This is a genomic window from Catellatospora tritici, from assembly GCF_019083965.1.
Classification (GTDB): domain Bacteria; phylum Actinomycetota; class Actinomycetes; order Mycobacteriales; family Micromonosporaceae; genus Catellatospora; species Catellatospora tritici.
On sequence record NZ_JAHRCY010000001.1, the window covers coordinates 843958 to 869904 of the forward strand.

24 protein-coding genes are annotated in these 25947 nt (G+C 71.3%); 14 read left to right on the forward strand and 10 right to left on the reverse strand.

What is annotated here, in order from left to right; all coding sequences use genetic code 11:
• Positions 1-6: 6 nt before the first annotated feature.
• The 4 genes from KUA19_RS03770 to KUA19_RS03785 are packed head-to-tail and all read right to left on the reverse strand — an operon-like array spanning position 7 to position 3765.
• Positions 7-2253, reverse strand: a complete 2247-nt coding sequence (locus KUA19_RS03770) for a heavy metal translocating P-type ATPase (RefSeq protein ID WP_217394599.1) — start codon at positions 2251-2253, stop codon at positions 7-9.
• Positions 2254-2266: 13 nt separating this feature from the next.
• Positions 2267-3247 (reverse strand): DUF8832 domain-containing protein, encoded by a 981-nt coding sequence (locus KUA19_RS03775; RefSeq protein ID WP_254548443.1) that lies wholly within the window; start codon positions 3245-3247, stop codon positions 2267-2269.
• Complete coding sequence (locus KUA19_RS03780) at positions 3240-3458, reverse strand: heavy-metal-associated domain-containing protein (protein ID WP_217394600.1); 219 nt, start codon at positions 3456-3458, stop codon at positions 3240-3242. Before KUA19_RS03780 ends, KUA19_RS03775 begins: the two co-directional genes overlap by 8 nt.
• 10 nt (positions 3459-3468) lie before the next feature.
• Positions 3469-3765: a metal-sensitive transcriptional regulator gene (locus KUA19_RS03785; RefSeq protein WP_308167309.1), complete on the reverse strand. Its 297-nt coding sequence runs from the start codon at positions 3763-3765 to the stop codon at positions 3469-3471.
• 125 nt (positions 3766-3890) lie between these two features.
• Between KUA19_RS03785 and KUA19_RS03790 the strand changes: the two genes are divergently transcribed.
• Positions 3891-4859, forward strand: coding sequence for a C40 family peptidase (locus KUA19_RS03790; RefSeq protein WP_217394602.1), 969 nt, complete (start codon positions 3891-3893; stop codon positions 4857-4859).
• Between the two features lie 51 nt (positions 4860-4910).
• On the opposite strand, the gene KUA19_RS03795 is transcribed toward KUA19_RS03790, so the two are convergent.
• Together KUA19_RS03795 and KUA19_RS03800 are read right to left on the reverse strand one after the other, a co-directional pair.
• Positions 4911-5951, reverse strand: a complete 1041-nt coding sequence (locus tag KUA19_RS03795; RefSeq protein ID WP_217394603.1) for a coiled-coil domain-containing protein — start codon at positions 5949-5951, stop codon at positions 4911-4913.
• A 140-nt stretch (positions 5952-6091) separates the two neighbouring features.
• A complete protein-coding gene (locus tag KUA19_RS03800) occupies positions 6092-6886 on the reverse strand; it encodes an inositol monophosphatase family protein (RefSeq protein ID WP_217394604.1) in 795 nt (264 codons plus the stop codon).
• Positions 6887-6923: 37 nt separating this feature from the next.
• Between KUA19_RS03800 and KUA19_RS03805 the strand changes: the two genes are divergently transcribed.
• Positions 6924-7271: a hypothetical protein gene (locus tag KUA19_RS03805; protein WP_217394605.1), complete on the forward strand. Its 348-nt coding sequence runs from the start codon at positions 6924-6926 to the stop codon at positions 7269-7271.
• A complete protein-coding gene (locus KUA19_RS03810) occupies positions 7271-7798 on the forward strand; it encodes an acyltransferase (RefSeq protein WP_217394606.1) in 528 nt (175 codons plus the stop codon). Before KUA19_RS03805 ends, KUA19_RS03810 begins: the two co-directional genes overlap by 1 nt.
• On the opposite strand, the gene KUA19_RS03815 is transcribed toward KUA19_RS03810, so the two are convergent.
• On the reverse strand, positions 7788-8384 hold the full coding sequence (locus KUA19_RS03815) for a TetR/AcrR family transcriptional regulator (protein WP_217394607.1): 597 nt from the start codon (positions 8382-8384) through the stop codon (positions 7788-7790). The two genes, KUA19_RS03810 and KUA19_RS03815, sit on opposite strands and share 11 nt — an antisense overlap.
• 155 nt (positions 8385-8539) lie before the next feature.
• Here KUA19_RS03815 and KUA19_RS03820 point away from each other — a divergent pair, with 155 nt between their 5' ends.
• The 8 genes from KUA19_RS03820 to KUA19_RS03855 all read left to right on the forward strand — a co-directional run bounded on the left by KUA19_RS03820 (position 8540) and on the right by KUA19_RS03855 (position 18910).
• Entirely contained in the window at positions 8540-9439 is a 900-nt protein-coding gene (locus KUA19_RS03820; protein ID WP_217394608.1) for an ABC transporter permease, read from the forward strand.
• Positions 9432-10202 (forward strand): ABC transporter ATP-binding protein, encoded by a 771-nt coding sequence (locus KUA19_RS03825; RefSeq protein ID WP_217394609.1) that lies wholly within the window; start codon positions 9432-9434, stop codon positions 10200-10202. Before KUA19_RS03820 ends, KUA19_RS03825 begins: the two co-directional genes overlap by 8 nt.
• Positions 10203-10272: 70 nt before the next feature.
• Positions 10273-11367, forward strand: a complete 1095-nt coding sequence (locus KUA19_RS03830; RefSeq protein ID WP_217394610.1) for a DegT/DnrJ/EryC1/StrS family aminotransferase — start codon at positions 10273-10275, stop codon at positions 11365-11367.
• Positions 11364-12374 carry a Gfo/Idh/MocA family protein gene (locus KUA19_RS03835; RefSeq protein ID WP_308167310.1) on the forward strand — a complete coding sequence of 337 codons (1011 nt, stop codon included), beginning with the start codon at positions 11364-11366 and terminating at the stop codon, positions 12372-12374. Before KUA19_RS03830 ends, KUA19_RS03835 begins: the two co-directional genes overlap by 4 nt.
• Positions 12371-13702: a glycosyltransferase gene (locus KUA19_RS03840; protein WP_217394611.1), complete on the forward strand. Its 1332-nt coding sequence runs from the start codon at positions 12371-12373 to the stop codon at positions 13700-13702. The genes KUA19_RS03835 and KUA19_RS03840 overlap by 4 nt, the downstream gene beginning before the upstream one ends.
• A complete protein-coding gene (locus KUA19_RS03845) occupies positions 13699-15864 on the forward strand; it encodes a glycosyltransferase (RefSeq protein WP_302498385.1) in 2166 nt (721 codons plus the stop codon). The genes KUA19_RS03840 and KUA19_RS03845 overlap by 4 nt, the downstream gene beginning before the upstream one ends.
• On the forward strand, positions 15861-17618 hold the full coding sequence (locus KUA19_RS42385; protein ID WP_308167311.1) for a glycosyltransferase family 2 protein: 1758 nt from the start codon (positions 15861-15863) through the stop codon (positions 17616-17618). Before KUA19_RS03845 ends, KUA19_RS42385 begins: the two co-directional genes overlap by 4 nt.
• Complete coding sequence (locus KUA19_RS03855; protein ID WP_217394612.1) at positions 17615-18910, forward strand: nucleotide sugar dehydrogenase; 1296 nt, start codon at positions 17615-17617, stop codon at positions 18908-18910. The genes KUA19_RS42385 and KUA19_RS03855 overlap by 4 nt, the downstream gene beginning before the upstream one ends.
• Positions 18911-19011: 101 nt before the next feature.
• Here the strand turns inward: KUA19_RS03855 and galE are convergent, their stop codons facing one another.
• On the reverse strand, positions 19012-20010 hold the full coding sequence (galE, locus tag KUA19_RS03860) for a UDP-glucose 4-epimerase GalE (RefSeq protein ID WP_217394613.1): 999 nt from the start codon (positions 20008-20010) through the stop codon (positions 19012-19014).
• 93 nt (positions 20011-20103) lie between these two features.
• Complete coding sequence (locus KUA19_RS03865; RefSeq protein ID WP_217394614.1) at positions 20104-21216, reverse strand: glycosyltransferase family 2 protein; 1113 nt, start codon at positions 21214-21216, stop codon at positions 20104-20106.
• 153 nt (positions 21217-21369) lie between these two features.
• Between KUA19_RS03865 and wecB the strand changes: the two genes are divergently transcribed.
• Positions 21370-22455: a non-hydrolyzing UDP-N-acetylglucosamine 2-epimerase gene (wecB, locus tag KUA19_RS03870; RefSeq protein WP_217394615.1), complete on the forward strand. Its 1086-nt coding sequence runs from the start codon at positions 21370-21372 to the stop codon at positions 22453-22455.
• A gap of 52 nt (positions 22456-22507) precedes the next feature.
• Here the strand turns inward: wecB and KUA19_RS03875 are convergent, their stop codons facing one another.
• Complete coding sequence (locus tag KUA19_RS03875) at positions 22508-24736, reverse strand: glycosyltransferase (RefSeq protein ID WP_217394616.1); 2229 nt, start codon at positions 24734-24736, stop codon at positions 22508-22510.
• 222 nt (positions 24737-24958) lie between these two features.
• On the opposite strand from KUA19_RS03875, the gene KUA19_RS03880 reads away from it, so the two are divergent.
• Both KUA19_RS03880 and KUA19_RS03885 read left to right on the forward strand, forming a co-directional pair.
• Positions 24959-25696: a hypothetical protein gene (locus tag KUA19_RS03880; protein ID WP_217394617.1), complete on the forward strand. Its 738-nt coding sequence runs from the start codon at positions 24959-24961 to the stop codon at positions 25694-25696.
• Between the two features lie 103 nt (positions 25697-25799).
• On the forward strand, positions 25800-25947 hold a 148-nt coding region (locus KUA19_RS03885; protein ID WP_372451760.1), incomplete at its 3' end, for an NAD(P)-binding domain-containing protein.

Sequence of the window (25947 nt, forward strand, 5' to 3'; positions counted from 1 at the left end):
CCGCTCTCACTTGAATCGGAACAGTCGCAATGAATTGGTCACCACGAAGATGCTGCTCAACGCCATCGCGGCGGCCGCCAGCACCGGCGTGACCAGCCCGGCGGCAGCCAGGGGCAGCGCCGCCACGTTGTAGGCGAACGCCCAGAACAGGTTGCCCTTGATCGTGCTCAGCGTGGCCCGGGACAGCCGGATGGCGTCGGCCGCCGCGGGCAGGTCGCCGCGGACCAGGGTGATGTCGGCCGCCTCGATCGCGGCGTCGGTGCCGGTGCCCATGGCCAGCCCGAGGTCGGCCGCGGCCAGGGCGGCCGCGTCGTTCACCCCGTCGCCGACCATTGCCACCCGGTGCGCGCCACCTTCCTGCGCTCGGCGAACCGCCTCGACCTTGCCCTCGGGCAGCACCTCGGCGATCACCTCGTCGATGCCGACTTCGGCGGCGACGGCGCGCGCCGGACCTTCGGCGTCGCCGGTGAGCAGCACCGGACGCAGGCCCAGGGCCCTCAAACGGGCCACCGCGTCGGCCGAGCCGGGCTTCACCGTGTCGGCGAGGAGCAGCCATCCGGCGAACACGCCATCCAGCGCCACCGCCACAGTCGTGCGGCCGCCGTTAAGAAGGGGCCCTTCTACGTCGGAAAGCGATAAGAAGGGGCCCTTCCTTAGCTCGATGCCGTGGGCGGTGAGGAGGGAGTGGCGGCCGATGAGCACGGCGCGGCCCGCCACCGTCCCCCGCGCGCCCAGGCCCGGCAGGGCACGGAAGTCGTGCACCGGGGCGGGCTCGATGCCGCGGGAGGCGGCGCCCGCGACGATGGCGCGGGCGATCGGGTGTTCGGAGGCGTGCTCGACGGCGGCCGCGGCGCGCAGCAGTTGCGTCTCGGTGACCCCGGCCGCGGGCAGGACCTCGACCAGGCTCATCACGCCGGTGGTGACCGTGCCGGTCTTGTCCAGCAGCACGGTGTCGATCCGGCGGGTGGACTCCAGCACCTCGGGGCCGCGGATCAGGATGCCGAGTTGGGCGCCCCGGCCGGTACCGACCAGCAGCGCGGTCGGGGTGGCCAGGCCGAGCGCGCACGGGCAGGCGACGATCAGCACCGCGACGGCCGCGGTCACGGCCGCGCTGGTCACGCCGCCGTCGTACGCGGTCCAGAAGGCGAACGTCGCCGCCGCCAGCATGATCACCACTGGGACGAACACCGCCGAGACCCGGTCGGCCAGCCGCTGCACCTGGGCCTTGCCCGACTGGGCCGCGGTGACCAGCTTCGCCATCTGGGCCAGTTGCGTGTCGGCGCCGACCCGGGTGGCCCGGACCACCAGCCGACCGCCCGCGTTGACGGTCGCGCCGACGACCCGGTCGCCCGGCCCGACCTCGACCGGGACGCTCTCGCCGGTGAGCATGCTGGTGTCGACCGCGCTGGCGCCCTCGGCGATCTCGCCGTCGGTGGCGATCTTCTCGCCGGGCCGGACCACGAACAGGTCGCCCACGGCCAGGCTCGTCGCGGGCACCCGGACCTCGGCGCCGTCGCGCAGCAGCACCGCGTCCTTGGCCCCGAGGTCCAGCAGCGCGCGCAGCGCGGACCCGGCCCGCCGCTTGGCCCGGTGTTCGAACCACCGCCCGGCCAGCAGGAACGTGGTCAGCGTGGTGGTCACCTCGAGGTAGAGGTGCATGCCGGGGTCGTCGGTGCGCGAGGCGAGCCAGCTCAGCGACATGGTCATGCCGGTCATCCCGGCGCCGCCGAAGAACAGCGCCCAGGCGCTCCAGCCGTACGACACCAGCACGCCGAGGCTGATCAGCGTGTCCATGGTCGCCGCGCCGTGCCGGGCGTTGACCAGCGCGGCCCGGTGGAACGGCCACGCGCCCCACACCGCCACCGGCGAGGCCAGCGTGAACGCCAGCCACTGCCAGTTCGGGAACTGCAGCGCGGGGATCATGCTCAGCAGCACCACGGGTGCGGTCAGCACCGCGCTGACCAGCAGCCGCTGCCGCAGCGGGTCCGGCTCGGCGGTGTCGGGTTCCGCCTCGGCGGCGGGGGCTTCCGGCTGCGGCACGCTCGCCGTGTACCCGGTCGCCTCGACCACCTTGACCAGGTCGTCCACCGAGATGTCGGCCGGGTACGTCACGTGCGCGGTCTCCGTGGCGAAGTTGACCGTCGCGCGCACCCCCTCGACCCGGTTGAGTTTGCGCTCGACCCGGCCCGCGCAGGTGGCGCAGGTCATGCCGCCGATACCCAGTTCGATGACCTGCGCCTGACCCGTCGTCATGATCTCTCCAGACTCACTTGCCCGGTGCCGGGACGACCAGGGTGAACTCGGCGGTGTGCACCTTGCCGCCGGTCTGGAAGTCGAAGAACATCCGGTAGGTGCCGGCGCTGGGCGCCGACAGCCAGAGCTTGACCCCGCCATTGACCAGCGCGGGTTCGGGGTGCACGTGCACGTAGCCGAGGTCGAGGTCGCGCAGGACGACCAGGTGGCCGAAGGAGCCGAGGTAGGGCTCCAGGGTGACCGGCTTGCCATCGCGGGTGACCGTGAACAGCATCGGCTGGCTGGCCCCGATCATGGTCGCGCCCTGGTAGCTGACCTGGTAGCCGTCCGTCTCGTCCTGCTGGGCGGCTGCCGGCAGCGTCTTGGGCGCGTAGTCGCCCGCGACGGTCAGGTCGGTGCCCAGGGCCACGGCGGTCTGGATCCCGGCCTGGTCGATCGCGGTGAAGTCGGCGTACGCCCGCCACAGGCCGGGTTTGCCCAGGTCGGCGCTGACCGACCAGGTGCCGTCGGCGGCCATGGTGGGGTGCAGGTGCTGATAGCCGGTGAGGTCGCGGCGCACCACGACCAGGTGCAGCGGCTTGTCGTGCACCACGGCGAAGTTGGTGACGGCGCGCCCGTCGTTGGCGCGGATCACGAACGACAGCTGCTCGGTGCCCGGCTTGGCGAACGAGGTGGTCGCGGGCACCAGCGTGTATCCGCCGGAGCTGATGGACAGGCCGCCCACCTCGGACCCCGCGCTGGCCAGCGGACTGTGCACGTGCCCGCCGGGGGCGGTGGCGGGGTCGGTCGAGGCGGGTGCGCCGGTGGTCGCGCCCTGGGTGGGGCTGCTCGGCGGGTCGAGCAGCTTGCCGAGGGTGAATCCGACCACCAGCGCCACGATCAGGCCGCCGACGAACAGGCCGATCCGGGACCCGGCCGGGTCGAGCAGCGGCTTGGCCGACTGCGCCCGGACCACCGGTTCGGCGGACTGTTCGGTGGTGGGCGCCTCAGCCATCGATGCCCGCCAGCTGGTATCCCGCCTCGTCGACGGCGTTGCGCACCTCGTCGATGGGCAGGACCGCGTCGCTGGTGATCTCGGCGGTGCCCGCGGCGAGATCCACCTGGACGTCGCGCACGCCGGGCAGCGCGGTCAGCTCGGTGGTCACCGCGTTGACGCAGTGCCCGCAGGTCATCCCCGAGATCTGGTATGTCGTCCGAACCGACATGGCTGGCTCCCTATGACCGCACCAGGCGAGCGATCGCCTCGGTGGCTTCCTTGACCTTCGCGGTGGGGTCGCCCGCTCGGGCGGCGTCCACCACGCAGTGGTTGAGATGTCCTTCGAGCAGGCCGACCGCGACCGCCTGCAGGGCACGCGTGGCCGCCGAGATCTGCGTCAGGACGTCGATACAGTACGTGTCCTGCTCGACCATTCGCTGCAGGCCACGAATCTGCCCCTCCACCCGCTTGAGGCGGGAGAGCAGGGCCTGCTTGTCGTCGTCGTGGCTGTAGCCGACTGGGGCGCTGTCTTCCACGATCGAAACGATACCCCCAGGGGGTACGACATCGCCAACTCCCCGCCCTGGTAAATGCCCAGTTGTACCGATCATGCAGTTTTGTCGTTGTTCACCACGTGTCGAACTACGCCACGCGGCGCAGGATGCTATGGATCGGTGCGACGGTGCTCGCGTCCGCGCTGCTGCTGTCGGGCCTGGCGCACGCCGAGCCCACCCGTGCCGACCTCGACCGCGAGATCCGCAAGAAGTCCGATCAGCTCGAGGTGATCGTCGAGAGGTACCACGCGCTGCACGACGACCTGAAGACCACCGAGGCGCAGACCGGCGTGCTCCGGCGCCAGATCGACCCGCTGCAGCGGCAGATCGCGCAGCGCCGCGCCGCGGTGGGCCGACTCGCCGACGCGGGCTACCGGTCCACCCGGTCCATGTCCCTGACGCTGCTGCTCGACGCGGGCAGCACCCGCCAGATCCTGGACCGCCTGCTGCTGATGAACGAGTACACGCTGCACCAGCAGCGCGAGATCGAGGCGCTGGCGCAGACCTCCCAGCGGTGGGACACCGCCCGACGCACCCTGGACGCGCTGCTGGCCCAGCAGCGCGAGCAGCGCAGAGAACTCGCCGCCAAGCGCACCGAGATCGAGAACTCCATCGCCGCGCTGCGCACCCTGCGGCAGCGCGCGTACGGCTACGGCGGTGGGCACGCCGACCAGCGTCCCGACCGTACCCGGGTGGCGCTGCCCAGGGTCGCCAAGGGCGCGAACGAGAAGGTGGTGCGGTTCGCGCTCGACCAGATCGGCACCGGCTACAAGTGGGGTGGCGAGGGGCCGGGCGGTTACGACTGCTCCGGGCTGGTCGCGGCCGCCTTCCACCGGATCGGGATCAACCTGCCGCACCACGCCGGACGTCAGGAGCAGCGCAGCCGCGAGATCAGCCGCAGCGAGCTGAAGGCCGGTGACCTGGTGTTCTTCTACGCCGACCTGCACCACGTCGGCATCTACCTGGGCGACGGGAACATGGTGCACGCGCCGAGCTTCGGCGAGCGGGTGCGCATCGACCCGATCGACTCGCTGCCCGTCAACAGCTTCGGCCGGGTCGTCGCCCAGACCGGCTGACCGACCCTGAAACGGGGCGCGGCCCGGAGGAGGTCCTCCGGGCCGCGATCGCTAGTACACCGAGACGTGTACGTGGTTGGTATGGTCGCCCGCCGGCGAGTCACCGCAGTTGGACCCGGTCGCCGAATATCGGTGCCAGCCGGAGCCGACCGTCCACACCTGGCAGTAGAAGATCACGTACATGATGCCCAGGCGGCTGGCGTTCTTGACGTAGAACGAGGCCAGCTTCGAACCGTAGAGCTTGCTGTCGCCCGTGGCCGAGGAGTCGTGGAACCCGTCGGTCTCGGTCGAGAAGTCGCAGGCGCGGCCCTTGGGATGCTCGTACATGTCGCCGGGGCGGTAGCAGGAGACGTACCGCTTGAAGCCGGCCTTCTTGGCCTCTTCCATCGCGTGCAGGGTGCGCGGAGTGATGCAGCCGCTGGTGGTCGGGTCGTTGATGCTGCAGGTCTCCTTGGGCCAGCTGCCGTCGGAGTTGCGCTTGGCCGGGATCGCCAGCGGCGAGGTCGGGTCGACCCAGCCGTTGGTGGCGTACCCGCCCAGCGCCGACAGTTCCCGCTCGGCGGCCTTGCGCAGCCGGGCCAGGTCGTTGAACAGCTTGGCCTGCTCCCTGACCGCGGCGTCGATCTGCGCCTTGGCTTCGTCGGCCTCCTTGCGGGTGGCCACCAGCTCGCCGAGGGTCGCCTCGTCGCGAGCGGTCATCCGCTCCAGGGCCGCCATCCGCTTCAGGAAGTCGTCGGAGGTGGTGGCATTGAGCATCGTCTCGAAGACGCCCAGCCGACCCGTCTTGTAGGCCTCGGCGGCGTACTTCACCACGCTGATGCGGGCGCGTTCGTACTTGTTCTCCGCGACGACCAGTTTGAGGTTGGTCGCCGCCTGGTCCTTCTTGGACTTCTCCAGAGCCGCCTCGGCCTCGATGTACTGCCCGGCGACGGTCTCCAGGTTCTGGCGGACCTTCGCGACCTTGGCGTTCGGGATCTCGTTCGGCTCCGCCGCGGCCGCGGTCGGGAATCCGCCCACCAGCACGGCAAAGGCCGTGATCGCGGTGAGGGCGGACGCGAACCGTCGATGGCGGGGGCGCACCGTGAGGGGCACGGACGTGAATCCTTCCGTCGAACGCCGCGCAGTGGTGCGTAACAGAGCACGCGGCGGCGGCCGCAGCAGGATTCGGGGGTGCCTGCAGACGCGCGGCCGCGCGACAGATTAACCCGGCGCGGCGGTCGCGGAAAAGTTGTTCACTCCAGCAATACGCTGCGTACCAGCTCAAACACCGCATCGTCACGACAGATGAGCAGCCCGAGCTTCGGCCGGGCCGGGTCGTATTCGCTGCCGTCGAAGTGGCGCACCACGCCCCCGGCCTCGCGAATCAGCAGCGCACCGGCGGTGTGGTCCCAGGGCAGGCTGCGCCAGAACATGGCGAAGTGGCGTCCGGAGCGGATCAGGTGCGGGTACTCGTGGGCGGCGCAACGGAAGCCGGGCACCGCCTCGGTCAGCAGCGGCAGCCGCGCGGTCACCTGCTCGCGCAGCTCCTGCGGCAGGTACTTGGTCATCACCGCGCCGCGCAGCTGTTCGGCGGCGATCGGGGTGTGGTCGAAGGCGACCCGCTGCCCGTCCACGTACGCCCCGCCGCCCGCCTCGGCGACCGAGAGCGTCTTGGCCACCGGCTCGTAGATGGCGCCGAGCACCGGCACGCCACCGCGCAGCAGCGCCACCATCAGGCCGAACGGCTCGCGTCCGGCGGCGTAGTTGGCGGTGCCGTCGATCGGGTCGATGACCCAGACCGGCCCCGGCTCGTCCATCCGGGCCAGCACGGTCGGGTCGGCGGCGACGGCCTCCTCGCCCACCACCAGTGAACCGGGCAGCAGCTCGGACAGGCGCCGCGTCAGTTCGGCCTCGGCCTCACGGTCGGCGATGGTGACCAGGTCGCCGGGGCCCTTCTCGATGACCTCCCCGGCGGCGAGGTTGCGAAACCGCGGCAGCACGATCTCCTCGGCGACGTCCCGCAACACGCCCACCACCTGGTCGATCATCGGTGCCGCCCTCCGTCGCCGGTCTATGATCACGTACATGGTCGCACGGAGAACGGGCCGTCAACTCGCCGCCGTCGCCTTGGCCGCGGTGCTCGCGAGCGGCTCGCTGGCCGGTTGTAGCGGCGAGGGCGCGACGGCCACCTGCAGCACGAGCACCTGCACGATCACCTTCGACCGGTCGGTGAACAATGCCAAGATCTCGATTCTCGGCGTCGAGGTGCAGCTGGTCAGCGCGGACGCGGACACGGTCACCCTGAAGGTGGCGGGCAACCAGGTGAGCATCAACCGAGGTGACGGCGTCAAGGTCGGCGATCTGAGCGTGAAGGTAACCTCGGTCACCGATTCCCAGATCGTGGTCGAGGCCAGCCGCAACGCCGGCAACTGATGGAGCCCGACTACTTCGCCCACCCCAGCGCCGACGTCGAGCCGGGGGCGCGGATCGGCGCGGGCACGAAGATCTGGCATCTGGCGCACGTCCGGGCCGGCGCGGTGGTCGGCGCGGGGTGCGTGCTCGGGCGCAACGTGTACGTGGACGTCGGAGCGACCGTCGGCGACCTGGTGAAGATCCAGAACAACGTCTCCGTGTACCAGGGGGTCACCCTGGAGGACGAGGTGTTCGTCGGCCCGTGCGCGGTCTTCACCAACGACCTGCGGCCGCGCGCGCAGCATCCCGACTGGCAGATCACCCCGACCGTGGTGCGGCGCGGCGCGTCGATCGGGGCCAACGCCACCGTGGTGTGCGGGACGGAGATCGGGGCGTACGCGATGGTCGCCGCCGGTGCCGTGGTGACCCGCGACGTCGCGCCGTACCAGCTGGTCGCGGGCAACCCGGCCCGCCATCTCGGCTGGGTCGACGAGCAGGGGAACGTGGTCTCCCGGGGCGCCGAGCGCCCGACCCCGGTCAGCCCTTGAGCCCGGCCGCGATCGCCTTGGCCAGGCGCGGCACGTAGTCGCCGGGCAGCGGATGGCGCGCCACGGCCAGGTGCCAGTAGACCGGGCCGACCAGCAGGTCCAGCGCGAGCACCGGGTCGGTGCCCTCGGGCAGCTCGCCCCGGGCCACCGCCCGCTGGATCACCAGCACACCCATCTCGTGCTGGGTGTTGCGCAGCGCCTGCTGCAGGGTCTGCGCGATCTGCGGGTTGCGGGCCGCCTCGGCGAGCAGGTCCGGAATGATCTGCGAGGCCAGCGGGTGGCGCAGCGCCTTGGTCAGGATGGTCAGGAACAGCGTCAGGTCGCCGAGCAGGCTGCCGGTGTCGGGCAGGGAGAGCTTCTGGCTGGCGACACCGGAGACGATCTCCAGCACGAGTTCGAGCTTGGAGCTCCAGCGGCGGTAGACCGCGGTCTTGGCCACGCCCGCCCGTCGCGCGACCGCCTCGATCGACAGGCGGCCGTAGCCGACGGCGGCGAGCTCCTCCACCACCGCGTTCTGGATCGCCTCGGTGATGTCTCCGCGGAGTACGGCCGCCCCGGCCGGGGTTCGTCGAGTCTGTGGCAGCACATCGATACAATAGCGCAGCGACGCAACGGTTGCGTTGCGACGTGAGCGGCACTAACATCATCTTCGAGTACGTCGCTACGGTGGCGTTCCATCCTAGACGTCGGCTACCGTGTGTCACCGCAGACGTCCCCCACCAGGAGATCGGAGCCCGTACCATGGCAGAGGCTGTGGTGACTGAGCCTTATCCCGCCCTCGCGCCGGCTCAACTCGCCGCCCGGCACGGTCTCCGCGTCGCCGGTGCGCGACCGGGTCTCGTGGAATACGTTCGCAAGCTCTGGGACTACCGCCACTTCATCGTGGCGTTCGCCAACGCCAAGAACATCGCCACGTTCAGCAGCGCGCAGCTCGGTCAGCTCTGGCACGTACTCACGCCGCTCACCAACGCGGCCGTGTACTACCTGATCTTCGGTGTCATCCTCGGCACCCGTAAGGGCATCGAGAACTTCCCCGCGTACCTGTGCGCGGGCATCTTCATCTTCGGCTACACCCAGCAGGTGGTGACCGCCGGCACCAAGGCCATCAGCGACAACATGAACCTGATCCGGGCGCTGCAGTTCCCCCGGGCCAGCCTGCCGGTCGCGGCCACCATCACCCAGCTCCAGCAGCTCGTCTTCGCCATCGCGGTGCTGCTCGGCATCGTGGTCATCACCGGCGAACCGGTCACGCCCAAGTGGCTCGCGCTGATCCCCATCCTGCTGCTGCAGAGCCTGTTCAACGCCGGTCTGGCCATGCTCTTCGCCCGCCTCGGCTCGAAGGTCCTGGACCTCAAGCAGGTGATGCCGTTCGTCCTGCGCACCTGGCTGTACGGCTCGGGCGTCTTCTTCGACCTGAGCAACGCCATCAAGAACGCCCCCGAGTGGGCCAAGGTGCTGCTGGAGCTCAACCCGATGGTGCCGTTCATCGAGCTCACCCGCGAGGCGCTGGGCGTCGACACCGGCACGCCGCCGGAGACGGTGACCCAGATGTGGCTGGTGGCGGGCGGTTGGGCGCTGGTCATCGGCGTCGGCGGGTTCCTCTACTTCTGGCGCGGTGAGAAGGAGTACGGCCGTGGCTGACAAGCGCATCCCCACCGTCATCGCGGAGGACGTGCACATCGTCTACCGGGTGCACGGGGCGAAGAACAAGGACACCTCGCCGCTCGGCTCGCTCAAGCGGATCGTCAAGCGCGAGCCGTCCGGGGTGGTCCGCGAGGTGCACGCGGTCAAGGGCGTCAGCTTCGTGGCGTATGAGGGCGAGGCCATCGGCCTGATCGGCTCCAACGGCTCGGGCAAGTCCACGCTGCTGCGCGCGGTCGCCGGTGTGCTCCCGACCAACCAGGGCGCGATCTACACCAAGGGCCAGCCGTCGCTGCTGGGCGTGAACGCCACGCTGATGAACGAGCTCACCGGCGAGCGCAACGTGCAGCTCGGCTGCCTGGCCATGGGCATGAGCAAGCCGGAGATGCGCGTGCGCACCCCGGAGATCATCGAGTTCTCGGGGATCAACGAGCGCAACGAGTTCAGCTCCATGCCGATGCGGACCTACTCCTCGGGTATGGCGGCGCGGCTGCGGTTCTCCATCGCGGCGGCCAAGAAGCACGAGGTGCTGCTCATCGACGAGGCGCTGGCCACCGGTGACGCGCTGTTCCGCCGCAAGAGCGAGGAGCGGGTGCGCGAACTGCGCGCCGAGGCGGGCACGGTGTTCCTGGTCAGCCACTCGCTCAGCTCGATCCGCGACACCTGTGAGCGGGTCATCTGGCTGGAGTCCGGTGTGATCAAGGCCGACGGTCCCACCGAGGATGTTGTGCCCGAGTATGAGGCGTTTGCCAATAAAAAGTAACCCACTGCCGCGAGGATAGAGACTGACCAGCCCGCCCGGCCGGTCAGTCTCTGCGGCTTTGGAGGGCGCTTTGGATGGTGCGCTGATTCCGACAGCCCGGCCGGTCATCGGCCAGGCCGAGATAGACGCGGCGGTCCGGGTGCTGCGCAGTGGCCTGGTCGTGCAGGGCCCCGAGGTCGCCGCGTTCGAGGACGAGTTCGCCGCCCTGGTCGACGGCCGCCACTGCGTCGCCGTCAACTCCGGCACCTCCGCGCTGCACCTGGCCGTGCTGGCCCTGGGCATCGGCCCCGGGGACGAGGTGATCGTCCCGTCGTTCTCCTTCGCCGCCACCGCCAACGCGGTGCGCCTGGTCGGCGCCGAGCCGGTCTTCGCCGACATCGAGCGCGGCAGCTTCTGCCTCGACCCGGCCGCCGTCGCCGCCGCGATCACCCCGCGCACCGTCGCGATCATGCCGGTCCACCTGTACGGCCACCCGGCCCCCATGGACGACCTGCTGCCGCTGGCCGCCCGGCACGGCCTGGCCGTGATCGAGGACGCGGCCCAGGCGCACGGCGCGGCGCTGCGCGACCGTCCGGTCGGCACCTTCGGGGCGGCGGCCTGCTTCAGCTTCTACCCCACCAAGAACATGCACACGCTCGAAGGCGGCATGATCACCACCGCCGACGCGGCCCTGGCCCGGACCCTGCGCCTGCTGCGCAACCAGGGCATGGAGCAGCGGTACGCCAACGAGCTGGTCGGCTTCAACCTGCGGCTCACCGACGTCGCCGCCGCGATCGGCCGGGTGCAGCTGCAGCAGCTGCCCGGCTGGAACTCGCAGCGCCGAAGCAACGCCAAGTACCTCGACGCGCGGATCACCGGGGCGGTGGTGCCGCCCGTGGCCGACGCGGCCCGGCACGTCTACCACCAGTACACCGTCCGGATCGCCGAGGACCGGGACGCCGCCCAGGCGGCACTGGCCGAACGCGGCGTGGGCACGGCCGTCTACTACCCCACCCCGATCCACCGGCTGCGGCCGTACCTGGTCGACGGGAAGTCGGGGTGGGAGCTGCCGGAGACCGACCGGGCCGCGGCGCAGGTGCTGTCGCTGCCGGTGCATCCCAGCCTCACCGCCGACGAGCTGGAACGGGTCGCCGACGCGGTGAACTCGCTGGCCGGTGCGCCGTGACCGCCCGGGAGCGGCCGCTGCGGGCCGGGCTGGTCGGCTTCGGGGCGATGGGCCGCAACCACGCCCGGGTGCTGTCCGGGCTGGCCGGGGTGGAGCTGGTCGCCATCGCCGACCCGGCCGGGGACGCCACCGGCACGGCGCGGGTGCCGATCGTGGGCAGCGTCGCCGAGCTGATCGCCCGCCGGATCGACTACGCGGTGGTGGCCACACCCACGGCGTACCACGAGCAGATCGGGTTGGAGCTGGCCGCGGGCGGGGTGCACGCGCTGATCGAGAAGCCGCTGGCGCCGAGCCTGGCGGCGGGGCAGCGGCTGGTCGACGCGTTCGAGGCGGCCGGACTGATCGCCGGGGTGGGCCACATCGAGCGGTACAACCCGGCGCTGCAGAGCCTGCAGACCCGGCTGGAGGCCGGGGAACTGGGCGAGGTGTTCCAGGTGGTCACCCGGCGACAGGGGCCGTTTCCGAACCGGATCGCCGACGTGGGCGTGGTGATGGATCTGGCCACCCACGACATCGACCTGACCAGCTGGGTCACCGGACGGGCGTACACGGCGGTGTCGGCGTGGTCGATGTTCCGCAGCGGCCGCCGGTACGAGGACATGGTTTCGATCATCGGGCGACTGGGCCCGAACGTCAGCGCCAACCACCTGGTCAACTGGCTCAGCCCGCTCAAGGAGCGGTCGACCGTGGTGACCGGCGAGCGGGGCTGCTTCGTCGCCGACACCCTCACGGCCGACCTGACCTTCTACGCCAACGGCGCCATCAGCACCGAGTGGGAGGCGCTGCGGGCGTTCCGCGGCGTCGCCGAGGGCGACATGATCCGGTACGCGATACCGAAGCGTGAGCCGCTGCTGGTGGAGCACGAGCGGTTCCGCGACGCGGTCGAGGGCAAGCCCAGCGACATCGTGACCCTGCACCAAGGCCTGCGCAACGTGGCCGTCGCGACCGCGGTGATCCAGGCGGCCAGGACGGCACAGGTCGTGACCATCGACGGGGTGGCCGGATGAGCCCCCGGCCCGGTCGTCCGCCGCGCGTGCTCTACCTGTCGTTCTACTTCCCGCCCAGCCGGGCCAGCGGCGTGTTCCGGGCCCTGGCCACCGCCAACCACCTGGTCCGGGCAGGTTGGGACGTGACGGTGTGCACCGCACCGCGCGAGTTCTTCAGCGAGCACCTGGCCGGGGCGGTGGACGAGTCGCTGGACGCCGAGGTCGACCCGAGCATCCGGGTGGAGCGCGTCCCGGCGGGCGACTACCACTGGGAGACCGACGTGCGCCGGTTCGGCCCGGTGCGCCGCCACTTCCCGACCGTCGTGGACAAGCTGCACCGGGGCGCGCAGAAGTACGTCTTCGGCGAGCGCTACCTCGGCTGGGCGCCCGGTGTGCTGCGCCGGGCGGTCGCGATGCACCTGCGGGACCCGTTCGACCTGGTGGTGGCGACCGGCAACCCGTTCGTGTCGTTCGCGCTGGCATGGACGCTGGGCCGGACGCTGCGGGTGCCGTACGCGGTGGACTTCCGGGACGCGTGGACGTTCGACCAGTTCACCGAGAAGGTGCGCTTCCCCGAGGGCGGACGGATGATGCGCTGGGAGTCGCGGGTGCTGCGCGACGCCGCCGAGATCTCCTTCGTCAACAGCGGCATGCTGCGCTGGTACGCCGAGCGCTACCCGTTCGCCGCCGACCGGATGACGGTGGTGCCCAACGGCTGGGAGCCGGAGATCCTGGGCACGCCCGCGTTCAGCCCCGCCCCGGCCAACCGGCCGCTGTCGTTCGGCTACCTCGGCACGGTCACCCCGTACCTGCCGCTGGACGTGCTGTTCGACGGGTGGCGGCGGGCCCGCGAACACGCGCTGCTGGCCGATGCCACCCTCGACATCCACGGCCACCTCGGCTTCTTCCCCGACCAGCGCGACGAGCTGCTGGCCCGGCTGCCACTGGCCGACGGGCAGGGCGTGCGCTACCGGGGCGCCTTCGGCAAGGCCGACGCCCCCGCCGTGTACGCGAACACCGACGTGCTCGTCTTCTGCGTGCCCGGCGCCAGCTACGTCACCACCGGCAAGGTCTTCGAGTACATGGCGGCGGCCAAGCCGATCGTCTCGGTGCATCGGCCGGAGATCGCCGCCGCCGACGTGCTGCGCGACTACCCGCTGTGGTTCGCCGGGGACCGGCTCGACGCCGACAGCGTCGCCGAGTCCATGGTGGCCGCGGGTAAGGCCGCCCGTGACCTGGACGAACCCCAGCACGCGGCGGCGCTGGCACACGCCGGTCGGTTCACCCGGGACGCCACCCTCGCACCGTGGGAGGAACGCATGCGCGGGATCGTGGGCAGGCCGCGATGACCATCGGACCGGGCAGTCGCGTGGTCTACCTGGCGCTGGGCGTGTTCCGGGTGCGGGCGGCGCTGGCGTACGCGGCCGAGCTGGTCGAACGCGGCTGCCGGGTGCACCTGGTCGTCGCCGACGCGCCCGAGTGGAGCGAGGCCGGGAGCACCGGCGCCACTGTGCACCGGCTCGGCGCCAACCGGCCGCACCGGATGCGGCAGGCGGCGCGGCTGCTGCTGTCGGGGCCGGGCGGCCTGCTGCGCCGGGCCGACCTGCTGATCGCCGGGGACCTGCCCGCGCTGCCGGTGGCGTGGGCGGCCGCGCGCAGGCATCCGCGCCTGCCCGTACGGTTCGAGCCCGCCGACCAGCCCCGCCGCCGCACCGCACCGGCCGACCTGGCCGTGGTCACCCCCTGGTACCCGTCGCCCAACAACGCGATGGCCGGGGCCTTCGTACAGGCCACCACGGCGGCGGTGCGCGAGCGGTTCGACCGGGTGGCGCTGCTGCACACCGAGGACTGGTCATACCCGCCGGACTGGCGTTCGGGCGCGCTGGTGCGGGTGGCCCGGCGGCGGATGGCGCGCCAGTCGACGCCGGTCGTGGTCACCGACACCCCCGAGGGCGAACTGACCCGGGTGGCGGTGCCGCTGCTGTCCGGCAACGACTACGCCGGCTGGGCGGGCGAGCACGTGGAGACGCTGCGGGCCAGCCTGCCCACCGGCCGGATCGAGGCCCCGCTGATCCACGCGCACACCGGCATCTACGGCGGCCTGGCCGCACTGCGCCTGGCCCGGCCGGACGCCCGCGTCATCGTCACCGAACACGCCACCTTCCTGCCCAAGGTGCTGGGCCAACCCGAGGCCCGCCGCCTGTACGACGAGGTGCTTGGCCGCGCCGACGCCCTGGTCTGCGTCAGCCGCTACCTCTACGACCAGGTCCGCGAGCGCTTCCCGCACCATGTCGGCAAGCTGCACGTCATCCCGAACGTGATCGACTTCGACCGGTTCGCCGCCCGCCCGCAGCCGCCCGCCGACCTGCTGCGCTGGCTCTACGTCGGACGGCTGATCAAGCACAAGGGCGTCAGCGTGGTGCTCGACGCCTTCGCCGAGATCGCCGCCGAGGAGCCGCAGGCCACGCTGACCCTGGTCGGCGACGGCCCGCTCGAGGGCCACCTGCGCGAGCGCGCCCGCGAGCTGGGTCTGGCCGACCGGGTGCGCGTGCGCCCGGCGGTCACCCCGGAGCAGGTGGTGGCCCTGATGCACGCGCACGACCTGCTGGTGCACGGCAGCCGCCTGGAGACGTTCGGCATGACGCTGGTGGAGGCGATCGCCACCGGCATGCCGGTGCTGGCGATGCGCAGCGCCGGGCCGCAGGAGTCGCTGGCCGGGCTGGAGGGCATGGCGGGGCGGCTGGTCGACGTCAGCGCCGGGGCGGCCGGGTTCGCCGCCGGATACCGCAGCCTGCGCGCCGGGCGCGACCAGCTCGACCTGGTGCGGGCCCGCCGGATACTGGAGACCCGCTACGGCCGCGACACCATCGCCGCCAAACTGACGCTGCTCTACGCCGGGCAGCTGCCCGCGCCGCCACTGCCCGCCCAACCCGCGCCCGACGAAGGCTCGGCCGGGCACGTGCTGCTGATCGCGGTGGACCCCCCGCACTACCGCAACGTCGGCCGATACGCGGCCACGCTGGTGGAGCAGGGGTACCGGGTGGACCTGGTCACCCCGCACGCGCAGGCGTGGCTCAACATCGGCGTCGATCCGCGGGTACGGCTGCGTGAGCTGCACCATGCCGAGGCGAAACTGCTGGTCAACCGCGTCGAGCACGCGGTACGGCACGCGGCCGGGCGGGTGCTGGACCACCTGTCCGGACCGGCCCGGCAGTTCGAGGCGATGTGGCCGGAGGTCGCCGTCAACGTGCTGCAGCGCGGCACCGGCAAGGTCACCGACGCGCTGCACCGCCGGGTCTACAACCGGCTCTACTCGGTGGTCCGACCGCAGCTGCTGTGGCGGATCGTCCGGCGCGACCTGCTGCCCGGGATCGACCTGTCCCGGGTGGACCGGGTGGTGGTGGCCGGGCGCACCGGCATCACCACGGGTTGGCAGCTCGCCCGCCGCCGCCCCGACCTGACCGTCACCACCGCGCTGACCGCGCCCGCACCGCAGGAGGTCGCGGCGTGACGGCCGTACCCGACGTCACTGTGATCACGGCGGTGTACGACACCATGCCGTACCTGACCCGCTGCCTGTCCTCGCTGGCCCAGCAGACGATCGGGCTCGACCGGATGGAGGTCGTCGCCGTCGACGACGGCTCCACCGACGGCAGCGGCCGCGAGCTCGACCGCTGGGCGCGGCGGCACCCCGGCGCGTGCCACGTGGTGCACCAGCCCAACTCCGGCGGCCCGGCCGCACCCAGCAACCGGGCCCTGGACCTGGCCACCGGCCGGTACGTCTTCTTCCTCGGCGCCGACGACCACCTCGGGCGGGAGGCGCTGGCCCGGCTGGTGACCGCCGCCGACACGTACGGCTCCGACATCGTGCTGGGCCGCCTCACCGGCGTCAACGGCCGGTACGTGCACCAGGCCGTGTTCGCGCGCAACGCCGTCGAGATCGGCATGTTCGACTCGGCGCTGCCGTGGGCGCTGTCCAACACCAAGCTGTTCCGCCGCGACCTGATCACCAAGCACGGGCTGCGCTACCCGGAGGACATGCCGGTCTTCAGCGACCAGCCGTTCACGCTCGAGGCGTGCCTGCTGGCCCGGCGCATCTCGGTGGTGGCCGACTATCCGTGCTACCACGCGGTGCGACGGGCCGACGCGGGCAACATCACGTACCGCTCCCGGCACGACGAGCGGGCCCGGTGCACCGAGCGGATCATGCAGCTCACCGAGCGGCTGGTCCCGGCCGGACCCGACCGCGACGCGATCAACGTACGCCACTTCGCCTGGGAGCTGTCCAAGCTGCTCGAACCCGACTTCCTGCGCCAGGAACCGGCGGTGCGGGCACGGGTCGCCGACACGGTCGGGCGGCTGTCCCGCGCCCATCTCACCGACGGGATCGAGTCCCGGCTGCCCGCCGGATCGGTGCTGCGCTTCCGGCTTGCCGCCGCCGACCGGCTCGACGAGCTGGAGTCCGTGATCGCCCGGGACGCCACCGGCGACTTCCCGACGGTGCGACTGTCGGACGGCCGGGTCTACGCCAGGTACGCAACCTCCCGGCAGGACCGGCCCGATCCGGCCTACGACCTGACCGCGCACGCGGCCGAGCTCGTCGCCGACCGCATCGTCGTCCGGGACGCGTCGCTGACCCATGGACCCACCGGCCCGGAACTCCACCTCACCGCCGAGTGCTTCGCCCCAGGCCCGGACCAGGGCACCCCGGTCCACCTCTGCATCGGCACCACCAGCGCCCGCGCCACCACCACACCCGCGCCGCCCCCCACCGGGCCAGGCACGCCCGCCCCGCCCCGCCCCGCCCCGGGCGTGGAGGCTGCAGTTTCGGGGAAACTGCACGAATCTTGGGCCGCTAACGTGCAGTTTCCCCGAAACTGCACGCCCGAACCGACGGCGGACGCGGCGGACGCGGCAGCGGATCCGTCCGCAGACGTCGCCCTGGTCGTGTTGCGGGTGCGGGTGCCGCTGGCGGACGTGCTGGCGGGGTTCGGGGCCGACGGGGGGCATCTGCCGGTGCGGGTGATGCTGGCGGCGCTGGGCAGTCACTGCGACGTGCCGCTGCGGGCCCAGCCGGGGCTGCGGCTGCCGCGGCTGGTGTACCGGCGCGGCATCCGGCCGGTGCGGGTGGCGCTGGCGGTGAGTCATACCGGACGGCTGCTGCTGACGGCGGCCCCGGTCACGGTCGGGCGCATTCTCAACCGCCTGCGGCGCCTGCGGGCGCCCGGACCGGCGCGGGCACGACAGCGGGGGGAACAGGCATGAGGATCTGTGTGGTGGCGCTGGGCAAGATCGGGCTGCCGCTGGCGGTGCAGTTCGCCGGGCGCGGGCACCGGGTGATCGGCGCGGACGTGTCGCACCGGGTGGTCGAACTCGTCAACGCCGGGCTGGTGCCGTTCCCGGGCGAGTTCGACCTGGACGACCGGCTCAAGGACGTGGTCGCCGCCGGCCTGCTGTCGGCCACCACCGACACCACTGCCGCCGTCGCCGAGGCCGAGGCTGTCGTGGTGGTGGTGCCGCTGTTCGTGGACCACACCGGGGCGCCGGACTTCGCCGCGATGGACGGCGCCACCCGCGCCGTCGCCGCCGGGCTGCGCCCGGGGACGCTGGTCAGCTACGAGACCACGCTGCCGGTGGGCACCACCCGGGGCCGGTGGGCGCCGCTGCTGGCCGAGGGCAGCGGGCTGACCCCGGGCCGCGACTTCCACCTGGTTTTCAGCCCGGAACGGGTGCTGACCGGCCGGGTCTTCGCCGACCTGCGGCGGTATCCCAAGCTGGTCGGCGGGATCGACGACGCCTCGGCGCGGGCCGGGGTGCGGTTCTACGAGTCGGTGCTGGAGTTCGACCCGCGCCCCGACCTCGACCGACCCAACGGGGTGTGGGACCTGGGCCGCGCGGAGGCGGCCGAGCTGGCCAAACTCGCCGAGACGACGTACCGCGACGTCAACATCGCCCTGGCCAACCAGTTCGCGCGCTATGCCGACCGGGCCGGGGTGGACATCGCGACGGTGATCGAGGCGTGCAACACCCAGCCGTATTCGCACCTGCACCGGCCCGGCATCGCCGTCGGTGGACACTGCATCCCGGTGTACCCGCGCATGTATCTGTGGAACGACCCCGACGCCACCGTCGTGGCGGCCGCCCGCACCGCCAACGAGGCCATGCCCGAGTACGCTGTGTCCCGCCTGGCGGCCGCGTACGGCGATCTCGGCGGCGCGCACGTGCTGGTGCTCGGGGCGGCGTACCGGGGCGGGGTGAAGGAGACCGCGTTCTCGGGGGTGTTCCCGACGGTCGAGGCGCTGCGGGCGCGCGGCGCGGTGCCGTACGTCGTGGACCCGCTCTACGACCCCGCCGAACTGGAGGCCCTCGGCCTGCCCGCCCATCGGGGCGAACCGGTCACCGCCGCGATCGTGCAGGCCGACCACGCGGACTACCGCACGCTCGGCACGACCGACCTGCCCGGGGTCCGGGTCCTGGTGGACGGCCGCCGCGTCACCGACCCGGCCCGCTGGCCCGACGTCACCCACCTCGTCCTGGGCGCGGGCCAGACCCGCTAGATCGCGCAAGTTGCCGGGCAGTCGGGCGTATCTTGACCTTCCTTACGCCCGATTGCCCGGCAACTTGACCACGAAACGATCTTGACTGGTGCGCTGGGCGGCTACGAGGTGTGGGTGGTGTTGTCGAGGGCGCGCCACTGGAGGGCGTGGCGGACGCCGTCCTCGACGCTGAACCGCGGGGTCCAGCCGAGCAGGGCGCGGGCGTGCCTGCTGCGGGCGAAGGCGCCGACCACGTCGCCGGGGCGTGGGTCGGTCTCGACCGCGGGCAGCTTCTCGCCGGTCACCGCGGCGAACGCGTCCAGCAGCTCGCGGACGGTGGTGCCCTCGCCGCTGCCGAGGTTCATCACCCGGTAGCGGTCGGGGGTGGCTGCCATGACCTCGTCGAACTTCTCCAGCGCGGCCACGTGGGCGGCGGCCAGGTCCCAGACGTGGATGTAGTCGCGGATGCCGGAACCGTCGCGGGTCGGCCAGTCGACCCCGGTGATCTGGAAGGTGTCGCCGTTCTCCCAGCACTGGATCATCTTGCCCAGCGCGTGGCTGGGGTAACGCAGCTGCAGGCCGGTGCGCATCTTGGGGTCGGCGCCGATGGGGTTGAAGTAGCGCAGCGAGATCACGTCGAGTTCGCCGGTGGCGACGCAGTCGGCGAGGATCTGCTCCATCATGACCTTGGTGCGCGCGTACGGGCTGGACGGTTCGAGGACGGAGTCCTCGTCGACGGAGAAGTCGTCGCTGGCGCCGTAGAGCGCGGCGGTGGAGCTGAACACCATCCGGCGGCAGCCGTTGCGGGCCAGGTGGCCGAGGAAGTCGATGGTCTTGGCGACGTTCTCGCGGTAGTAGCGCAGCGGCTGGGCCACCGACTCGGGCACGACGATCAGCGCGGCGCAGTTGACGGTCGCGGTGATGTCCGGGTGCTCGGCGAAGATCTGGTCGAGCAGGGCGCCGTCGGCGATGTCGCCGCGGTAGAAGATCCGCCCCGCGGTGAAGGCCTCCCGCCCGGTGACCAGGTTGTCGAGGATCACCGGGGTGTGCCCGGCGTCGATCAGGGCCGAACTCACCGTACTGCCGATGAAGCCCGCCCCGCCTGTGACCAGTACCTTCACGCTTTCCTCCTGAACACGCGCACGTCCGACCAGCAGATTATCTCGGCGCGAGTGGTCGGTTCCCGTGCGCGGGCGGTGAAGGTCCGGTGAAGCTCACCCAACCCGGTCGGCGGTCGCGTCCTGACCCGCGGGCACGTGGCCGGAGTCGGTGCGCTGCGCCGGGATGCGGGCGGGCGCGGTGATCGGGCTGCCGGTCAGCCGCTGCCGGGTGCGGTGCACCTGCCGCAGCGCGGCGTACGCGGGGTAGACGTTGCGGCGCACCAGTGCGTGCTTGAGCCCCTCCTGACCGCCGGGCACGGCATACCCGTCGGCGGGCAGGCGGCGGCGGTAGTCCTCGGCCATCCGGCGGAAGAACGCCCGCCGCAGCGGCCCCGGCACCCGGGCGCCGTGGCCGAGGATGACCAGGTAGTGGTTGATCATGATGCGGAACAGCTCGGGCCGGAACATGTCGTAGCGGCCGCCCGCGGAGTCGACGATGTCGAACAGCCGCTGATACTGCTCGAACACGTCGAAGTGGCGCTTGGAGACCGAGCTGGTGATCGCGCCCGGCGTCTGCTGCCGGTAGCGGTAGCAGACGCGGGGCAGCACGTCGATGCTGCTCGCCGCCATCAGCAGGGGGTGGCTGTAGGCGCTGTCCTCGTAGAGGCCGCTGCGGAAGCGCAGTTTCGCCTCGTCGAGCAGCCCGCGCCGGGTGATCTTCGTGCAGGCCGACTGGGCCAGCCGGAGCAGCTGCGGCGCCTGGCTCAGGTGCAGCGGGACCGGCGTGTCGCCGAGCACCGGGGCGGTCGACTTGGTGTCGGACCGCCCGTCGGGGAAGAACACCGCGTGATCGATGATCAGCACGTCGGGCTCGTGCAGCGCGAGCCGGTCCAGCACCGCGCGCACCGCGCCCTCGGGCAGCACATCGTCGGAGTCGACGAACCAGACGTACCGGCCGGTCGCGTGCTCCAGGCCCGCGTTGCGCGCGCCGCCGAGCCCCACGTTCTGCAGCAGGTGGACCGCCTTCACCCGGCTGTCCCGGGCGGCGTAGCCGTCCAGGATCGCGCCGCTGCCGTCGGGCGAGCAGTCTTCGACCGCCACGACCTCGAGGTCCGTCCCGTCGTAGGACAGGATCGAGTCCAGGCACTCGCCGAGGTACGCCTCGACGCCGTACACCGGAACGATGACGGACAGACGCGGAGAGGTGGAGGGGTTTTCACGTCTCACGCCCGAAAGACTGCCAGAAGCCGGGCATCAGATGCCACCCCCGCGATCTTTTCGGGAGCTGTCGGAAGCGCATCGGGCCGCCAACGGGGTCGGTTATGATTCGGGCCCGTCGGGCCCGGCGGTTCCCGGCATTCCGTTCCTCAGGAGGCTGCCATGCCCGATCTCGTCCTGCACGTCACCGGTGCCCGTCCCAACTTCCCCAAGGCCGCGCCCGTGTTGCGCGCGCTGGACGCGCTGGGCGTGCCGCAGCGGCTGGTGCACACCGGTCAGCACTACGACGAGCGCATGTCCGACGTGTTCTTCCGCCAGCTCGGGCTGCCGAAACCCGACATGGATCTGGGTGTGGGTTCGGGCACACACGCCAAGCAGACCGCCGCGATCATGGTCGGCCTGGAGGAGCTGATGGAGCGGGAGCGCCCCGCCATGGTCGTCGTGTACGGCGACGTCAACTCCACCGTCGCCGCCGCCCTGGTCGCCTCGAAGCTCGGCATCGCCATCGCGCACGTCGAGGCGGGCCTGCGCAGCTTCGACATGACCATGCCCGAGGAGATCAACCGCCTGGTCACCGACCGACTGTCCGACCTGCTGCTGTGCACCAGCCCGGACGCCATCGCGCACCTGGGCAACGAGGGCGTGCACCCTGACAAGATCCACCTGGTCGGCAACCCGATGATCGACACCCTGCTGGCCAACGTGCACCAGTTCGACGCCGCCGCCGCCCGCGCCGAGTACGACCTGACCGGTCGCTACGTGGTGGCCACCCTGCACCGCCCCGGCAACGTCGACGACCCGGCCGACGCCGCCGCCCTGGTCAAGGCCATGCACGCCGTCGCCGACCAGGCCGTGGTGGTGCTGCCGCTGCACCCGCGCGGCCGGGGCCGCCTGCAGGCCGCGGGGCTGTTCGACCACCCGAACCTGAAGATCATCGACCCGCTCGGCTATGTCGAGTTCATGGGCCTGGTCCGCGGCGCCGACGCGGTCGTCACCGACTCCGGCGGCGTGCAGGAGGAGACCACCATCCTCGGCGTGCCGTGCCTGACCCTGCGCCCGAACACCGAGCGCCCGGTCACCATCACCCACGGCACCAACCAGCTGGTCACCCGGGAGAACCTGCCGCAGCGGCTCGCCGACGTGCTGGCCGCGGGCCGGGCCGAGACCTGGCCGGTGCCGCCACTGTGGGACGGCAAGGCCGGCGAGCGCATCGCGACGGTGATCACGAAGTACCTCGCCGCGAACTGACCTCGAGACACGACGAAGGCGCCCGACCTCGGCCGGGCGCCTTCGTGCTTCGTCAGAGGCGGCCGGTCTTCTTCTGCACCAGCTGGGCCAGCACCTCACCGGCCGAGGCCACGTCGCCGACCGGCGACACGAAGCCCAGCACCTCGTGGCTGAGCGGGCTGCCGTCCTCGATCAGGCCCCATACCGGGGTGCCGCTGCCGCTGTAGTCCGACCACTTCGACGGCAGGTACGGGTTGCGCGCGTGGCTGCCCGCGGTGATCGCGTCGTTGACGATCAGGCAGTCGAACTTCGTGGTCATGTTGAGGAACTCGAGGAACCGCACGTACGGCCCGGCCACGACGTTCTCCGCGATACCGAGCTCGGCGGCCCGCTCGTTCAGCACGTCGGGCTTGCTGGTGAACACGTGCATGCGCACTCGCGAACGCACGTCCTCCGGCGCCTGCTGGATCGCGACCAACACGTCGTCGAGCCCCCGCGTGGCGTAGAAGTTGCCGAAGTAGGCCAGGTTCACCTGGTCGTGGTCGAGCGGGTACGGCCGCCGCACCATCTGGTAGAAGTCCGGCGGCAGGGTCGGCTGGGGCGAGATCCTGGCCTTGCGGCGGACGATCTCGACCAGCTCAGGGCTGGAGCAGTAGCTCATCATGTAGTCGAGCTGGTTCTCGTTGGTGAAGATCAGCTCGTCCGCCAGCGCGTACGCGACCTCCTCGCACCAGCGGAAGCAGTTGTCGCCGGGCGGCACGGGCAGGCCGCGCTGGCGCAGCCCCGCCTTCAGCTGCTTGACGAACCGGCTCGGCCGCACCCGGTTGCCCCGCTCCTTGTCCTGCACGTCTTTCAGCAGCGGGTCGGAGAACTCGGCGACCCAGGTCGTCCCCGGGTTGTGCAGCTTGTACGCCGCGGCCAGGAAGTGCGACGCCGCGAAGTGCGCCCGGCTGTAGACCGACTCGTACCGGATGCCCCGGCGCTTGATCTGCTCCATGCCCGCGAGCGCGAACTTCTCCATCGAGAGCCAGGTCGCGAAGTGGTTCGGCGTCTGCAGCACCATCCGGCGCGACACGAACGGACCGGCGATGACCCGCAGGCTCTCATCGGCCTCCCGGATCGGGCCCATGTCGTTCTGGACCAGGTCGACGATCTCGCCGCGCGCCCGCACCCGCTTGGACATCACGATGCCGCTGGTGTCGGCGTACGGCTCGAACGCGAACGCGACCACGAGGTGGCGCGCGTCCCGGCGGGTCAGCGCCTCGAACGGCATGTTGAGGATGCGCCGCTTGTCGACCTCCTCGACCACCTTCCGGTGGTCCTCGGGGTGCTCGGCCAGGTATTCGGTGATGAAGCGCGCCTGGTTGCGCATCCGGTCGAGCACCACCGCGCGGGTCTCGCCGTGCGCCTTGGGCACCAGCCGGTCCAGCTCCATGATGACGTCGAGGCGCTGTATCACGTTGAAGTCGAAGGTCAGCCCCTGGCGCGACATCGACGCGTCGCGCAGGGACCGGTAGTAGATGCCCCGGTCCTCGGGCAGGCAGGGGTAGAACTCGACATTGTGCCGGACCACGAGCGTGGTCCAGAAGACGATGTCCATCCCGCTCTTGAAGCCGAGCGGGTAGCCCTGGCCCCTGATCAGTTCGGTGGCGACCGCCTTCGGCGCGTTACTGGAGGTGCCGATCAGCAGCTGCGACGGGCGGAGGTGCTTGCCGGCGTTCGGGACCAGCTTGTTGTTGATGTAGTTGTCGGCGCTCTCGGTGCCGTCGGGGGACACGTCGATCATGGTGGCCATGGAGATCACCCGCGGCCCCGCGTTGTCCAGCAGCACCTTGAGGAACGCCGGGGACACCCAGTCGTCGTCGTCCACGAACGTCGTGTACTGCCGCGAAGCGGCCGAGATGCCCGCGTTCCACGCCTGCGACGCGCCGGCCTCGGCCATCTGGATCACGCGCAGCGTGATCTGCGGATGGTCCGCCCGGAACCGCGCCAGCACGTCCCTCGTGCCGTCCGGCGGCCCGTTCAGCGAGACGATGATCTCGAACAGGGCCGGGTCGAGGGTCTGCGCGGCGAGCGACTCCAGCGCCCGGCCGATGTGTGCTTCGCCACGGTACGACGGCATGACCACGGTGATGCCCGGCTGGAGGGTCTCGGCCGCGGTCTCGGCGCTGGAGCCCTGGTCAGCGGCCAGCTTCCACGCGGCGAGCAGCGCCGGGTCGAACTTGGCGGAGGGCTGTGACCAGGGGCGGTCGGGTTCGATCGGACGCTGCGCCGTAGTACTCAGCAGGGGGCCGTCGGTCACCTGAGTTTCTCCGCTCCGTCATCGCCCCACCCGCGAACCGCCGAGCACCGCCGCGTCAGCGGCGGCGCCACGATTCGCATCCGCATGGAGATCGGGACCACCCGCACGCGCTCCACCTGCGGGAGCGACGAACGATGATCATCCGTTCAGGTCTAGGGGCAGGTCTACGCTAAGGTCCGTCTGCATCATAGCCACTTGGCCGCGAGCCGGAGGAATCGCCATATGACGATACAAAACCCAGCTTCAGGCATCGTCGACCTGGATGCGCGTTTCCAGTCGGACCAGGCCCTGCTGATCGTCACCTCGGCGCCCGGACCGGAGCGCGAGAGCCTGTCCATCCCGTTCCGCGAAGCCAAGGTGCTGCGCCTGGACGAGCACGGCGACATCGACGTCGCCGACCGCTACGACACCATCGTGCTGCAGGTCGACCGATACAGCGCCGCACTGGTCGACACCGTGGTGCGCGCCGTGCGGCCCGGCGGCTGGGTGGTCGCGGCGCTGTCGCACGACTCCGCGCCGGTGCTGGCAGGGCTGCTCGCTCCCCGGGTGCTGACCTGGAGCGGGATGGCGATGCTGGGTGACCGGTTCTGCGCGGTCCTGGCCGCGGTGCCCGCCGCGGCGGGCACCGCCGACGTCGGCGGACAGGTCATGACCGCCTGGATGGCGTACGAGCTGGGCTCCGTCATGCAGGCCCGGCTCGCCGAGGTCGAGCAGGTGCTGGCCGACCAGGTCGAGCTGCGCCGCCTGTCCGAGCAGGCGCTGCTGCGCCACATCGCGGGTCTGGCCCTCAAGCTGGAGCAGGAGCAGGAGCGCACCCAGGGCCTACGCCTGGTCCAGACCGTGCTGCAGAGCAACCTTCCCGGGCGCGCGATCCTCTCGGCCCTGCGGCCGGTGCGCAACGCCGCCAGGAGCGGAAAAACCGTGGCCGGGCAGGTGCGCCGACGCATCAAGCGCCACTGATCTTCCCAGCTCACCGATCGCGACCGGCACGACTGTCCGGTAGCATCGCGGTCTGCGCAAGCAGCCAGGTCGTGGCACCTGCCCGCCCAGAAGGAGAACCAGGTTGAGCAACGATGTCGTGATCCTCGGGCTGGGTTATGTGGGTCTGCCGCTGGCTCAGGAGGCCGTGAAGGCCGGGCTGAGCGTGCTCGGCTACGACGTGAACGCGAAGCTGGTGGCGTCGCTGAACGAGGGCCGCTCGCACGTGGACG

Coding starts and splice junctions, on each gene's coding strand:
- KUA19_RS03780 (WP_217394600.1), bottom strand. CDS start 3,458: ATGTCGGTTCGGACGACATACCAGATCTCGGGGATGACCTGCGGGCAC.
- KUA19_RS03855 (WP_217394612.1), top strand. CDS start 17,615: ATGAGGATCTGTGTGGTGGCGCTGGGCAAGATCGGGCTGCCGCTGGCG.
- KUA19_RS03845 (WP_302498385.1), top strand. CDS start 13,699: ATGACCATCGGACCGGGCAGTCGCGTGGTCTACCTGGCGCTGGGCGTG.
- KUA19_RS03805 (WP_217394605.1), top strand. CDS start 6,924: ATGGTCGCACGGAGAACGGGCCGTCAACTCGCCGCCGTCGCCTTGGCC.
- KUA19_RS03820 (WP_217394608.1), top strand. CDS start 8,540: ATGGCAGAGGCTGTGGTGACTGAGCCTTATCCCGCCCTCGCGCCGGCT.
- KUA19_RS03880 (WP_217394617.1), top strand. CDS start 24,959: ATGACGATACAAAACCCAGCTTCAGGCATCGTCGACCTGGATGCGCGT.
- KUA19_RS03800 (WP_217394604.1), bottom strand. CDS start 6,886: ATGATCGACCAGGTGGTGGGCGTGTTGCGGGACGTCGCCGAGGAGATC.
- KUA19_RS03770 (WP_217394599.1), bottom strand. CDS start 2,253: ATGACGACGGGTCAGGCGCAGGTCATCGAACTGGGTATCGGCGGCATG.
- KUA19_RS03790 (WP_217394602.1), top strand. CDS start 3,891: ATGCTATGGATCGGTGCGACGGTGCTCGCGTCCGCGCTGCTGCTGTCG.
- KUA19_RS03775 (WP_254548443.1), bottom strand. CDS start 3,247: ATGGCTGAGGCGCCCACCACCGAACAGTCCGCCGAACCGGTGGTCCGG.
- KUA19_RS03810 (WP_217394606.1), top strand. CDS start 7,271: ATGGAGCCCGACTACTTCGCCCACCCCAGCGCCGACGTCGAGCCGGGG.
- KUA19_RS03840 (WP_217394611.1), top strand. CDS start 12,371: ATGAGCCCCCGGCCCGGTCGTCCGCCGCGCGTGCTCTACCTGTCGTTC.
- wecB (WP_217394615.1), top strand. CDS start 21,370: ATGCCCGATCTCGTCCTGCACGTCACCGGTGCCCGTCCCAACTTCCCC.